At 65.6% G+C, this 12,980-nt stretch carries 10 protein-coding genes; 9 read left to right on the top strand and 1 reads right to left on the bottom strand.

All coding sequences use genetic code 11. The annotated features are described in order from the left end of the window. The first annotated feature begins 51 nt into the window (after window positions 1-51). From DMR_RS21570 to DMR_RS21530, 9 genes are all read left to right on the top strand, one after another. Entirely contained in the window at window positions 52-1,623 is a 1,572-nt protein-coding gene (locus tag DMR_RS21570; protein ID WP_015863171.1) for a sigma 54-interacting transcriptional regulator, read from the top strand. Between the two features lie 352 nt (window positions 1,624-1,975). Further along, window positions 1,976-3,088: an alanine dehydrogenase gene (gene ald, locus DMR_RS21565; RefSeq protein WP_015863170.1), complete on the top strand. Its 1,113-nt coding sequence runs from the start codon at window positions 1,976-1,978 to the stop codon at window positions 3,086-3,088. A gap of 434 nt (window positions 3,089-3,522) precedes the next feature. Then, window positions 3,523-3,987 carry a dUTP diphosphatase gene (gene dut, locus DMR_RS21560; RefSeq protein ID WP_015863169.1) on the top strand — a complete coding sequence of 155 codons (465 nt, stop codon included), beginning with the start codon at window positions 3,523-3,525 and terminating at the stop codon, window positions 3,985-3,987. Window positions 3,988-4,265: 278 nt separating this feature from the next. Beyond that, the gene (locus tag DMR_RS21555; protein WP_015863168.1) at window positions 4,266-5,459 is read left to right on the top strand and encodes an aspartate aminotransferase family protein; all 1,194 of its coding nucleotides are present in this window, start codon (window positions 4,266-4,268) and stop codon (window positions 5,457-5,459) included. A gap of 290 nt (window positions 5,460-5,749) precedes the next feature. Continuing rightward, complete coding sequence (locus tag DMR_RS21550) at window positions 5,750-6,514, top strand: ABC transporter ATP-binding protein (RefSeq protein ID WP_015863167.1); 765 nt, start codon at window positions 5,750-5,752, stop codon at window positions 6,512-6,514. Window positions 6,515-6,693: 179 nt separating this feature from the next. Continuing rightward, the gene (locus DMR_RS21545) at window positions 6,694-7,818 is read left to right on the top strand and encodes a branched-chain amino acid ABC transporter substrate-binding protein (protein ID WP_015863166.1); all 1,125 of its coding nucleotides are present in this window, start codon (window positions 6,694-6,696) and stop codon (window positions 7,816-7,818) included. A gap of 61 nt (window positions 7,819-7,879) precedes the next feature. After that, window positions 7,880-8,797, top strand: coding sequence for a branched-chain amino acid ABC transporter permease (locus tag DMR_RS21540; RefSeq protein WP_015863165.1), 918 nt, complete (start codon window positions 7,880-7,882; stop codon window positions 8,795-8,797). After that, window positions 8,781-10,004, top strand: a complete 1,224-nt coding sequence (locus DMR_RS21535; RefSeq protein WP_043601346.1) for an ABC transporter permease subunit — start codon at window positions 8,781-8,783, stop codon at window positions 10,002-10,004. Before DMR_RS21540 ends, DMR_RS21535 begins: the two co-directional genes overlap by 17 nt. Window positions 10,005-10,006: 2 nt before the next feature. Further along, window positions 10,007-10,723: an ABC transporter ATP-binding protein gene (locus tag DMR_RS21530; RefSeq protein WP_015863163.1), complete on the top strand. Its 717-nt coding sequence runs from the start codon at window positions 10,007-10,009 to the stop codon at window positions 10,721-10,723. On the opposite strand, the gene DMR_RS21525 is transcribed toward DMR_RS21530, so the two are convergent. Next, complete coding sequence (locus DMR_RS21525; protein WP_015863162.1) at window positions 10,698-12,866, bottom strand: sensor histidine kinase; 2,169 nt, start codon at window positions 12,864-12,866, stop codon at window positions 10,698-10,700. The two genes, DMR_RS21530 and DMR_RS21525, sit on opposite strands and share 26 nt — an antisense overlap. Between the last annotated feature and the right edge of the window lie 114 nt (window positions 12,867-12,980).

Raw genomic sequence — 12,980 nt, 5'->3', positions numbered from 1 at the left:
CGGCCCGGGCCGCCGCCAAGGCGGCCTGCGCCTTGGCCGGGGAGAGCGCTCATGAGCAAGCTGCATCTGAAATTCACCGACCGCGTCGGCGTCGTGGCCGACATTTCCGCCCTGCTGGCCAGCCGGGGCCATAACATCCTGTCCATGGAAGTGGCCCAGGAGCACGGCTGCGCCCATGTCTTCCTGGAGATCGACCACGAACGCGGCGACTGCCCGCGCAAGGACTTGATGTCCATGCTGGCCGCCTGCCCGGGGCTGCTGCGCATCAGCTGCATCGAGGCCATGCCCCACGAAAAGCAGGCCAACCTGCTGCGCACGGTCCTGGACAACGTGGACGAGTCCGTGGTCGCCATCGACGCCAGCGGCTGCGTGACGCTTATCAACAACGTGGCCCGGGAGAACTTCAAATGCGGCCGCGCCGATCCCGTCGGCCGCCACGTGCGGGAACTGCCCCTGCCCGACCACGCCATCCTGGGCTGCCTGGAAGGCCGGCGCTACAACAACGTTCGCAAGAACGTGACGGTTGGGCGCAAGCGCCTGCAATACTTCGCCACCGGCCGCCCCATCCTCGACGCCGAAGGCGGCGTGACCGGGGCCGTGGAGATCGCCAAGGACGCCCAGGAGATCCGCGACCTGGCCAAGTCCATCTACGAGCCGGCCGACGTGGGCTTCAGCGACATCATCGGGGCCAGCGCGGCCATGCGGCAAGTGGTGGCCATGGCCGAAAAAATCGCCTCCTCCGAGGCCATCGTGACCATCCGGGGCGAATCCGGCACCGGCAAGGACATGCTGGCCCAGGCCATGCACGCCGCCAGCGGCCTGCCCGGCCAGTTCGTGGCCATCAACTGCGCGGCCGTGCCCGAAACGCTCATGGAAAGCGAACTGTTCGGCTACGTGGGGGGCGCGTTTTCCGGAGCCCGGCGCGAGGGCAAGCCCGGGCTTTTCGAGCTGGCCAAGGACGGCACCGTGTTTTTCGACGAGATCGCCGAAATGCCCCTGGCCGCCCAGGCCAAGATCCTGCGCCTGATCCAGAACGGCCGCCTGCGCCGCCTGGGCGACAGCCGGGAAACCCAGGCCAACGCCCGCATCATCACGGCCACCAACCGCAATCTGGAGCAGTTCGTGGAAAAGGGGCTTTTCCGCGAGGACCTCTACTACCGCATAAACGTCCTGCCCCTGCACATCCCGCCCCTGCGCGAGCGTCCCGAGGACATTTGCGCCCTGGCCGACCATTTTCTGTTCCAGCTCTCGGCCCGGCTGGGCAAGGAACTGACGGGCTTTGACCCGGCCGCCAGGGACAAGCTTGTGCGCCACGGCTGGCCGGGCAACGTGCGGGAACTCAAAAACGTGGTCGAACGCGCCGCCATCCTGTGCGACCAGCCCGTCATCGGCGAGCGCCACGTGTTGCTGGTCCACGAGCTTGGCCGCGACCCCCTGGCCGGCGGGGGCGCAGTCTCCGACGTCGGCGGCCGGTTGTCCCTGCGAGCGGCCATGGAGCGTTACGAGCGTGACCTGCTGGAAAGCGCGCTCAAAGGGCGCAAGAGCCTGCGCCAGGCCGCCCGGGAACTGGGCCTGTCCCATACGGCCCTCCTGCAGAAGGTCAAGAAGCATCGCTTGGCATGAAATCGGACCGCTGGTCCGTTTTCATGCCATTATTTTTTATCTTTGATTTCAGCTCAATGGTGTGAAGAAGAGGCTTTTTGGAATTTTTTCGTTCCAAGCGGCGGCGGCCGGACCATTTACCCCCGGCCTCGCCGACAGGATTTCTGCCGGGTGCGCCCCGAGAGAGGCGGGCAGGCGTCGCCTCATTGTTTTCTAATGTGCCGCAATTTTACATTTTTTGCATATTTCGCAAAAACGCCGCCTCTGGGCGGCGTTTTTTTCGGCTCCCTGCGGAACCCTGGCAAGGGACTTGCTAACCAAGGGGGACGGCAAGAGAAATTCCCCGACGGCAACCCGTAAACCGGAGTTCGAAATGATCGTTGGCATCCTCAAAGAGATCAAGTCCGAAGAGAATCGCGTGTGCATGACCCCGGCCGGCGTGGAAGTGATGCGCCAAAATGGTCATACCATGCTGGTCGAGAAAAACGCCGGCGCGGGAAGCGGGTTCGATGACGACGCCTACATCGCCGCCGGCGCGGAGATGGTGGCCACGCCCAAGGAAATCTTCGAGCGCGCCGACATGGTCATGCACGTCAAGGAGCCCCTGCCGGCCGAGTACGACCTCATCCGCGAAGGCCAGATCGTCTTCACCTACCTGCATCTGGCCGCCGACGAGCGCCAGACCCATGCGCTGATTAAGAGCAAGTGCGTCGGCATCGCCTACGAAACCATCCAGAAGGCCGACGGTTCCCTGCCCCTGCTGACCCCCATGAGCGAAGTCGCCGGCCGCATGGCTATCCAGCAGGGCGCGAAATATCTCGAAATGGAACACGGCGGCCTGGGCGTGCTGCTCGGTGGCGTCACCGGCGTCGATCCGGCCACGGTGGTGGTCATCGGCGGCGGCGAAGTCGGGGCCAACGCGGCCAAGATGGCCTGCGGCCTGGGTGCCAAGGTCTACATCCTCGACCTCAACCTGGACCGGCTGCGTTACCTCAGCGACATCATGCCCAAGAACTGCTTCCCGCTCATGTCCAGCCCGGCCCTTCTGCGCGACCTGCTCACCCGGGCCGACGTGGTCGTGGGCGCGGTGCTCATCCCCGGCGCCAAGGCCCCCAAGCTCATCACCCGGGAAATGCTCGCCACCATGAAAAAGGGCGCGGTCCTCGTGGACGTGGCCATCGACCAGGGCGGCTGCTTCGAAACCTCCCGCCCCACCACCCACGGCGACCCCATCTACACCGTTGACGGCGTGATCCACTACTGCGTGGCCAACATGCCCGGCGCGGTGGCCAAGACCTCCACCATGGCCCTGACCAACGCCACCTTGCCCTACGCCCTGCAGATCGCCGGCAAGGGCTGGAAAGAGGCTATGAAGGATAGCGCCGAAATCAAGGCCGGGGCCAACGTCGTCCACGGCAAGGTCACCTACAAGGGCGTCTCCGACGCCTTCGGCCTGGAATACACCCCGGTGGACAGCCTGCTGTAGGACCCACGACAGCGGGACGGCCGGATACGGGCCGTCCCGCGCCTGACGCGGACTCTCTCCGCGCGCCATGCCGACGGACGCGGCCGCTGCCGGAAAACCCCTCCCGGCAGCGGCCGTCTCCGGGCGCGTGACCGATAGCCCCCGCCCCGACGCCTCTCCGCTGCTCCCCACGCCTTCCGGTCGCCTTCCTGCCGCGCTCGCGCTTCTTCAGCGACGTCGTTTTCTGATTCGCATCGTTGTTCCGGTCGCCCGGCCATGCCTGCCCATCGGCCCCGTCGTCTTCCGCCCCTCCCGTCCGCCTGGCTCACCCCGCGCCGAAACGCCCTCAAGCGCCGTCTAAAAAATGTAGTATTTCAGTAAATTAAAAAGCGTTTACAAATCCCGTCAAAGGGGTACTTTTACGCCCCTGATTTCCCGACCCGGAGGCGACCATCATGACCGGCCCGACATCCATCCTGCGCGTCAAATTCCTGCGCGACTCCAGCCGCGACAATCCGCCCAGCGTCGGCACCGCCGGCTCGGCCGGACTGGACCTGCGCGCCGACATCGAGGCCGCATCGCTGACCATCGCCCCGGGCCATCGCGCCGCCGTGCCCACCGGCATTGCCATCGCCATCGACATGCCCGGCGTGGCCGGCTTCATCTATTCCCGCTCGGGGCTGGGGGCCAAGCACGGCCTCACCGTGGCCCAGGGCGTGGGCGTTATTGACCCGGACTACCGGGGCGAAATCATCGTCTGGCTGCTCAACACGTCCACCGAGCCCCTGACCATCAATCGCCACGACCGCATCGCCCAGCTCGTGCTGGCCCCCTTTATCCGGCCCATCATCACGCCCGTCGACGACCTCGACGCCACCGCCCGCGGCGCGGGCGGGTTTGGCCATACGGGGAGAGAATAAGAAGGATAAGAGGAAGATGCCTCCGGCGGCCGGGGGGATGATCCCCCCGGACCCCCTCACTAGGGGCAGCGAATCGCCCGGTTTTGGACCGGGGCGCGCCCCGGTCCAAAACCGGGCGATTCGCTGCCCCCAATAAGGGGACCAGAAGGCAGGCTTTACGGTGACCGCAACCCGTTGAAAGTTTTTGGGGGAGGGTGGGGGTCCGGGGGAGGGAACCCCCTTTTTGCAAAAAGGGGGTTCCCTCCCCCGGGAATTCACGTCCCGTAAGGAGGATCGCGATGAGTGAAGCGTTTGACGCGCTGAAAGCGCGGGAGCAGGCGTCCGTCATGAGCACCTATGGCCGGTATCCGTTGGCCGTGGCCTCGGCCGGCGGTTGCCGTATGCGCGATCTCGACGGCCGCGAGTATGTGGACTTGCTGGCCGGCATCGCGGTGTGCAACCTGGGGCATTGTCATCCCGAGGTGGCCGACGTGGTGGCGCAAAAGGCCAGGGAACTCGTGCATGTGAGCAACGTGTTCTACCAGCGCGAGCAGGTCGAGCTGGCCGAGGCCCTCAAGGCCACCTGCCACATGGGCAAGGTGTTTTTCTGCAATTCCGGAGCCGAAGCCAACGAAGGGGCCATCAAGCTGGCCCGGCGCTATATGCGCACGGTGAAAAACCGCGACGCCTACGAGATCATCACCCTGACCAAGTCCTTTCACGGCCGGACGCTGGCGACCCTGACCGCCACCGGCCAGGATAAGATCAAGTTCGGTTTCGATCCCCTGCCCGAGGGTTTCACCACCGTGGAGGCCGGCGACATCGACGCCTTGGGCGCGGCCGTCAGCGACAAGACGGCGGCGGTGCTGCTGGAGTGCATCCAGGGCGAGGGCGGCGTGAAGCCGTTTCCCCGGGAGTATCTGGAGGCGGTCCAGGCCCTGTGCCGCCAGCGCGACATCCTGTTCATGATCGACGAGGTGCAGACCGGCATGTGCCGCACCGGCAGGTTCTGGGCCTTCCAGAACTACGGCCTGACCCCGGATGTCTTCACCTGCTCCAAGGCCCTGGCCAATGGCCTGCCCATGGGCGCGGTGCTGGCCACGGACGAGGTGGCGGCCGGGTTCGTGCCCGGTTCCCACGCCACGACCTTCGGCGGCGGCGCTCTGGTGTCGGCGGCGGCGTCCAAGACCATCGAGATCATGAACCGCGACAAGCTGGCCGAGCGGGCGCAGCGCCTGGGCGATTTCGCCAAGGCCCTGTTTGCCGAGGTGGCCGAGCGCCGGCCGGGCAAGATCGCCGAGATCCGGGGCCTGGGGCTGATGCTCGGCATTGAGCTGACCTTCCCGGGCGCGGACGTCTGGAAGGCGCTTATGGACAAGGGCTTCGTGTGCAACCTGACCCAGGACACGGTGCTGCGTCTGCTGCCGCCGCTGGTGGTCGAGCAGGACGACCTCAAGGCCTTTGCCGAGGCTCTGGAGGCCATCCTGGCCTGAAACGGGCAGGGAACGGACAGATGATTGTTTTGCGAAATTAGCAAAAAACCAAATATCGGCCGGCGGCGAAGCATTTTTTTCGTCGCCTGATCCGCCGTCCGTCCAGGGGGCAAAGGCCTCCCGGGGGGGCGGCGGATTGTTGTTTTTTAGACTTTTTTGTTAAGGATTTCCGAGCGCTTTTTATTCTTGACCACGGTTTGGGGGCATTGCCGGCCCAAGCGGTAACCCAACGGACTCCCTGAAAATTTCCCCTTTTTTTTCTTGTGATTTTTTCGTATAGAGTCAATCCCATGGCCCACCTGTGTCTAACCGATGTCAGTGTCCACTTCGGCGGGCTCCAAGCCCTCACGGAAGTGTCCTTCGATCTGCGTCCCGGCGAGATCGTAAGTCTCATTGGCCCCAATGGGGCCGGCAAGACAACGATATTTAACGTCATAACAGGCGTTTACAAGATTTCCGGCGGGTCCGTGGCCTACGACGGCCAGACCATTTCCGGTCTGCGTCCCCACCATATCCTGGCCCGGGGCATTGCCCGCACGTTTCAGAACATCCGGCTGTTTACCGCCATGACCGCCCTGGAAAACGTCATGGTGGCGCGCCACTGCCGCACCCGCTCCGGGGTGGTCGGCTCGGTGCTGCGCACCAGGCGTCAGCGGGCCGAGGAACGGGCCGTGCGCGAGCGGGCCATGGCCGCCCTGGATTTCGTGGGTCTGGCCAACCATGCCGACGCCGTGGCCAAGAATCTGCCCTACGGCCTCCAGCGCCGCCTGGAGATCGCCCGGGCGTTGGGTTCCGATCCCACCACCATTTTGCTCGACGAGCCGGCCGCCGGACTCAACCCGTCCGAGAGCCGGGATCTTATGGAAATGATCCAGCGCATCGCCAAAACCGGCGTCAACGTGCTGCTGGTCGAGCACGACATGAGCGTGGTCATGAACGTGAGCCATCGGGTGGTGGTCCTGGACCATGGAGTGTGCATCTGCCAGGGCGCGCCGGCCGAGGTCCGGTCCAATCCGGCCGTCATCGAGGCCTACCTCGGCTCCGAGGCCGATTAACGACGTATTTTGGGAAACGATTACGGGATAGTATCGAGAGAATGTCTGTCACGCTTGAGGCTTTTTGAGGCCGTGTCGCGGCAGGTCCGCGCGACAGGGCAAGCAGGCCGCGAAACGCCCGGGGAGGCCGCACGTCGCGGCCGTGAGGGCGACACCATGAGCAAGGAGGTTTGCGGAACATGAGTGCGAAACGTGTCATCCTGACCCTGGTTGCGATGTGTCTGATGGCCGGCACGGCCACGGCCGCCACCCTGAAGATCGGCAGCTTAAGCCCGCTGACCGGCTCCTACGCCGCCGACGGCAACGACATCGCCAACGGCGCCCGCGCCGCCATCGCGGCCATCGAAAAGGAAGGCGGTATCCCCGGCTTCGACAAGATCGAGCTTTTCGCCGAGGACGACGCCTGCGACCCGCGCCAGGCCGTGGCTGCCGCCAACAAGCTGGTCAACGAAAAGGTCGTCGGCGTGGTCGGCGCCTACTGCTCCTCGGCCACCATCCCGGCCTCCGAGACCCTGGCCGAAGCCGACATCCCCATGCTGACCCCGGCCTCCACCTCGGAGAAAGTCACCGAGCGCGGCCTGCCCTACATGTTCCGCGTCTGCGGCCGTGACGACGACCAGTCCATCGCCGCCATGAAGTTCATCAAGGACATGCTGGCCGCCAAGACCATCTACATCGTCGACGACAAGACCACCTACTCCCAGGGGCTGGCCGACAACGTCGAGAAGCTGGCCAACAAGGAAGGCCTCAAGGTCATCGCCCATGACCACGTCAACCAGGGCGACAAGGACTTCTCGGCCGTGCTCACCAAGATCAAGGACGCCAAGCCCGACGTTCTCTACATGAGCCTGCAGAACTCCGCCTCCGGCGCGCTCATGCTCATCCAGGCCAAGCGTGCCGGCGTCACCGCCGCCATCATCGGCCAGGACGCGGTCTACCATCCCCAGCTCATGGAGATCGCCAAGGACGCCGCCGAGGGCATGTACCTGACCTTTGGCTACATCGACGAGGAAACCCCCTCCTACAAGAAGTTCCTGGCCGCCTACGAGAAGTTCGGCAAGCCCGGCGCGTATTCCGCGTATTCCTACGACGCCGCCTACTCGCTGCTTTCCGCCATCAAGGCCGCCAAGAGCACCGATCCGGCCAAGATCAAGGCCGAGCTGATCAAGGGCGAGATGCAGGGCGCTTCCAAGAAGATCAAGTTCCAGGCCAACGGCGAGTCCGGCTCCAACTACATCATCCGTGTGGTCAAGGACGGCAAGTTCGCCAACTTCTGGGACCCCCAGACCGGCAAAAAGTACTAGAACACGATCCTCAAGCAGCAGGGGGGAGGGCCGGCCCTCCCCCCAATGGCGGCCCCGACGCATGGACTATTTTTTCCAGCAGCTCATAAACGGACTGACCCTTGGCGGGGTCTACGCCCTGGTGGCCCTGGGCTACACCATGGTCTACGGCATCATCCAGCTCATCAATTTCGCCCACGGCGAGATCTTCGCCGCCGGCGGCTACCTCGGCGTCATCCTTTTAAGCTACATGGCCTCCCAGGGCCTCATGGACAGCCACCCCTGGTTCGGGCTGGCCTTTGCCCTGATCCTGGCCATGGGCTACTGCGCCATGCTGGCCATGGCCGTGGAAAAGGTCGCCTACAAGCCCCTGCGCCAATCCTCGCGCCTGTCCGTGCTGCTTTCGGCCCTGGGCATGTCGATCTTCCTGCAAAACGGCCTCATGCTCACCCAGGGCGTCTACGACAAGGCCTACCCCACGGAGTTCACCCACGGCGGCTTCGAGTGGTTGGGCGTGCGGGTGAGCTTCATGCAGATCGGCATCCTGCTCGTCACGACCCTGCTTCTGGTGCTGCTCAACACGCTGGTTTTTAGGACCCGCATCGGCAAGGCCATGCGGGCCACGGCCCAGGACAAGGTCATGTCCGCCCTGGTCGGCATCCACTCCGACAAGGTCATCAGCACCACCTTCGCCATCGGCGCGGCGCTCGCCGCCGCCGCCGGCATCATGGTCGGCCTCTACTACGGCTCGGTGCGCTACGACATGGGCTTCGTCCCCGGCATCAAGGCCTTCGCCGCCGCCGTGCTCGGCGGCATCGGCAACATCACCGGAGCCATGATCGGCGGGCTCATCATCGGCATGGTGGAGATCCTGGCCGCCGCCTACATCCCGGCCGGCGGCGAGTACAAGGATGTCTTCGCCTTCGTCATCCTCATCGGGGTGCTCTATTTCATGCCCACTGGCATCATGGGAGAGAATGTCGATGACACGCGGGTCTAGGAAATCCTGGCAGTATTTCGGCCTGGGCCTGGCCTGGTTCTACCTGCTCCTGTGGCCGCTTCTGGGCATCCGTGACGGCGAGCTGCATTTCGCCGACGCCTTTGCCGTCTGGCTGCGGGTGGCCGTGGGCGCGACCATCTGCTTCGTGCTCTACCGCCTGGGCAAGGCCGGCCGCCTCGATGGGGTCCTGAGTCCCCTGGCCGCCGCCCGGGACGCCGTGGGCGACGCCCTGGGTCGCGCGCCGCGCTGGATGCTGCTGGCCCCGGTCATCGTCTTCGCCCTGGCCTATCCCATGCTCACCAACCGCTATGCCCAGGACGTGGCGATCAACGTTCTGGTCTACATCTGCCTGGGCCTGGGCCTCAACGTGGTCGTGGGGCTGTGCGGCCTGCTCGACCTGGGCTACATCGCCTTTTATGGTGTTGGGGCCTACACCTACGCGCTGCTCTCGGTGCACTATTCCGTGCCGTTCTGGGTCTGCCTGCCCATCTGCGCCATCTTTGCCGCCGTGGCCGGCTGTTTCATCGGCTACCCGACGCTGCGGATGCGCGGCGACTATCTGGCCATCGTGACCCTGGGGTTCGGCGAGATCGTGCGCATCGTCATCAACAACTGGATGGCCTTGACCGGCGGCCCCAACGGCATCCTCGGCATCAAGTCCCCGGGTATCTACATCCCGCATTTCGTGGACGGCTCCTTTTCGTTTGAGTACCTGCTGCTGCGCAAGCTCGAATACCTCTACTACATCATCCTGGCCCTGGCCGCGTTTACCATCGTGGCCGTGCACCGCATCAACTTCTCGCGCATCGGCCGGGCCTTCGAGGCCATCCGCGAGGACGAGACCGCGGCCGAACTCATGGGCGTGGACACGTTCCGGTTCAAGCTTTTGGCCTACGCCCTGGGCGCGGTCTTCGGCGGCCTGGCCGGGGCCTTTTTCGCCGCCCGGATGCGCTTTGTCAGCCCCGAGAGCTTCACCTTCATCGAGTCGGCCATGGTGTTGGCCATGGTGGTGCTCGGCGGCATGGGCTCCATTCCCGGGGTCATCCTCGGCGCCCTGGCCCTGGTGGCCCTGCCCGAGGCGTTTCGCGAATTCGAACTCTACCGGATGCTGGCCTTTGGCGGCGCCATGGCCGTCATGATGCTGGTGCGCCCGGCCGGACTCTGGCCGGCGGCGCGCATGGGCAAACGTTCCGACGATACGGAGTAGTCGTGGCCGCTATTTTGGAGCTTGAGGGCGTGTGCGCCCACTACGGCCGCATCCAGGCCCTGCGCGACGTGTCGCTGCGGGTGGAGGAAGGCGAGGTCGTCACCATCATCGGGGCCAACGGCGCGGGCAAGTCCACCACGCTCATGACCATCTGCGGCATCGTGCGGGCCACGGCCGGCGAGGTGCGTTACGCCGGGGAGTCCATCCGCGACAAGCGCCCGGACCAGCTGCCGGCCCTGGGCCTGTGCCAGGTGCCCGAGGGACGCCGCATCTTTCCGCGGCTTACCGTCCAGGAAAACCTCGACATGGGCGCGTTCTTGCGCCGCGACGCCGACGAGATCGAGGCCGATCTAGGCATGGTGTTTCGGCTCTTCCCGGTGCTCCATGAGCGGCGCAAGCAGCACGGCGGGACGCTCTCTGGCGGCGAGCAGCAGATGCTGGCCATCGCCCGGGCGCTCATGGGGAGGCCGCGCATGTTGCTTTTGGACGAGCCGTCCTTGGGGCTGTCGCCCATGATCTCCCAGCATATCTTCCGCATCATCCGCAACGTCAACGAGGAGCGCGGCATGACCGTGCTGCTGGTGGAGCAAAACGCCAACATGGCGCTCAAATTGGCCGACCGGGCCTACGTCATGGAGACCGGCGCGGTGGTCATGGAAGACGACGCGGCGGCGCTGCGGGAAAACGCCGACATCAGAAAGGCCTATCTGGGGCAGTAGCCTCGTCCTCGGGCACAAGCCCGAAGCGCAGGCAAAACCGGAACACGCTGCCCTGTCCGTGTTCGCTGTCCACGGCCAGTTCCCCGCCCATGGCCTCAATGAGCCCCCGGCTGATGGCCAGCCCCAGTCCGGTGCCGCCGAAACGCCGGGTGGACGAGGCGTCCACCTGGGTGAAACGCTCGAAAATCCGCTCCTGATCCGCCTTGGCGATGCCGATGCCGGTGTCGCGCACGGCAAACCCCACTTCCACCGTTTCCCCTTCCGGGCCGGCCAGCACGCACGGCTTGGCGCAGTAGGCCTCGATGGTCACCGAGCCTGCCGGCGTGAACTTCACGGCGTTGCCGCCAAGGTTCAGGAGCGCCTGGCGAAGCTTGCCGCCGTCGCCGTACAAAAGCTCCGGCACGTCTCCGGCGACGGCCGCTGACAGCTCCAGGCCTTTTTCCTGGGCCAAGGGAGCCAGGGTGGCTTCCACGCCCTGAAGGATGGACGACAGGACAAAGGGCTGGTTGTCCAGGGCGAGCTTTTCCGACTCCAGGCGCGACAGGTCGAGAAGATTTTCGACAAGATGCAACAGCGCGCCGGCGGCCTGCTCAATGTCGGCCAGGCATTGGCGCTGGTCCGGGTCGAGGTTTGAGGCGGCCAGCACCTGGCCCATGCCGATGATGCCGTTTAAGGGCGTGCGCAGCTCGTGGCTGACGTTGGCTAAAAAATCGCTCTTGGCCTGACTGGCCGCTTCGGCCGCTTGTCTGGCCTGGATCATGGCCGTGGCGTCGCGGGCGAACAGGGCGGCCCGAGGCAGGGCGTCAGCCGGCGTGGGCAGCGGGGCGGCGATGATGTCGAAGAGGATGCCGGCCCGCTCGTCGGTGAACCGCATCCGCCGGCCGAGTTCCACGGCCCGGCGCAGCTGGGCCAGACGGTTCTCGCCGACCTTGCCCGGGAAAACCTCGGCAAAGGTCTTGCCCACGATGGCCTCGCCGGGCAGCCCGAGGCCGGCGGCCGCGGCGGCGTTGACGGCCAGGACCTGGCCCGAGGCGTCGGCGACCACTACCCGGTCCGAGGCGGCGTCGAGGAGTTCGCGCACGGCGGCGGCGTTGTCCCGGGCGGCGGCCTCGGCCGCCTTGCGGGCGGAGACGTCGGCGATGACGCTGATGAAGAAAAGCGGCGCGCCGTCGTCGTCACGCACCAGGGACACGGTCAGGGTGATCCAGACCAGGGAGCCGTCCTTGCGCACGTAGCGCTTGTCCATGGAGTAGGTGGCCAGCCGTCCGGACAGGAGGTCGCTCACGCGTTCCAGGTCGGCGTCCAGGTCGTCGGGGTAGGTGATGGCAGCGAAATCGAGGCGGTCAAATTCGACTACGTCGTAGCCGGTAATGTCCCGGAACCGGGCGTTGACGCGCAGGAACCGGCCGTCAAGCCCTACATGGGCGATGCCTACGGCGGCCAGTTCGAAGGTGCCCCGAAAGCGGCGTTCCGAGGCGGCCAGTTCGGAGCGGGCCTCGTCGTTGGCCCGGGAGACCCGGGCTGCCCGACGCAGGAGCAGCAGGCTCCCCAGGGCCAGGATGGGCGTGGCCACGGCGATGGCCGCCAGGCCCGTTCGGGCATGTCCGGCCTGGGTGGCCAGCAGGGCGTCCAGACCAGCCTTGACCGACGCCTGGCAGGTGGTCAGGCAAAGATGGAGCTCGGCCAGAAGGCTTTCGTAGTCCCTGCCGTGGAGCATGTCCCAGGCCGCGTCGGTGCGCCCCTGGTCGGCCAGTTCCAGGGCCTGGGCCTGGATGGTCATGAGCTTGGGCAGATGCGCCGCAATGGCGGCAACGTCGGCCAACCCGGGCGAGGCATCGACCAGATGGCGCAATTCCCGAAGGCTTTGGACGGCGATATCGGCTTGTTGGCGGTAGGCTACGGCGGCGGCGTCGTCGCCCCGCGCCGCCACGACCAGGGCCAGGGCGCGCATCTCACCGGCCGCGGCCTGGATGTCGGACACGGCGTTGTCGGCTTCCAGCACCACGTCGCGGATGGCGGCGGCGTTGCGGTTGGCGGCCACCACCAGCCAGCCCAGGACGACGTAGAGGGCCAGGGCCAGGGCAATAAGGGCCAGACCGCGACCGACGGGAAAGGGGCGAAAGGGTTGCTTGGCCGTGGGCATGACGGTTTGGGCGGGTCGAAAGCACCGGTGGTTTGGCGACGCCGCGAAAGCCGTCAGGTTGGGAGATAGGAGGCGTCGCGGGAAAACCCGCCGGGTGAACTGTGAAACTATTTT

Origin of the sequence: Solidesulfovibrio magneticus RS-1, assembly GCF_000010665.1 — a bacterium.
GTDB classification, from domain to species: domain Bacteria; phylum Desulfobacterota; class Desulfovibrionia; order Desulfovibrionales; family Desulfovibrionaceae; genus Solidesulfovibrio; species Solidesulfovibrio magneticus.
The sequence above is the reverse complement of the archived record's forward strand: the minus strand, read 5'-3'. Positions and strand labels throughout refer to the sequence as shown.

Coding starts and splice junctions, on each gene's coding strand:
- DMR_RS21570 (WP_015863171.1), top strand. CDS start 52: ATGAGCAAGCTGCATCTGAAATTCACCGACCGCGTCGGCGTCGTGGCC.
- ald (WP_015863170.1), top strand. CDS start 1,976: ATGATCGTTGGCATCCTCAAAGAGATCAAGTCCGAAGAGAATCGCGTG.
- dut (WP_015863169.1), top strand. CDS start 3,523: ATGACCGGCCCGACATCCATCCTGCGCGTCAAATTCCTGCGCGACTCC.
- DMR_RS21555 (WP_015863168.1), top strand. CDS start 4,266: ATGAGTGAAGCGTTTGACGCGCTGAAAGCGCGGGAGCAGGCGTCCGTC.
- DMR_RS21550 (WP_015863167.1), top strand. CDS start 5,750: ATGGCCCACCTGTGTCTAACCGATGTCAGTGTCCACTTCGGCGGGCTC.
- DMR_RS21545 (WP_015863166.1), top strand. CDS start 6,694: ATGAGTGCGAAACGTGTCATCCTGACCCTGGTTGCGATGTGTCTGATG.
- DMR_RS21540 (WP_015863165.1), top strand. CDS start 7,880: ATGGACTATTTTTTCCAGCAGCTCATAAACGGACTGACCCTTGGCGGG.
- DMR_RS21535 (WP_043601346.1), top strand. CDS start 8,781: ATGACACGCGGGTCTAGGAAATCCTGGCAGTATTTCGGCCTGGGCCTG.
- DMR_RS21525 (WP_015863162.1), bottom strand. CDS start 12,866: ATGCCCACGGCCAAGCAACCCTTTCGCCCCTTTCCCGTCGGTCGCGGT.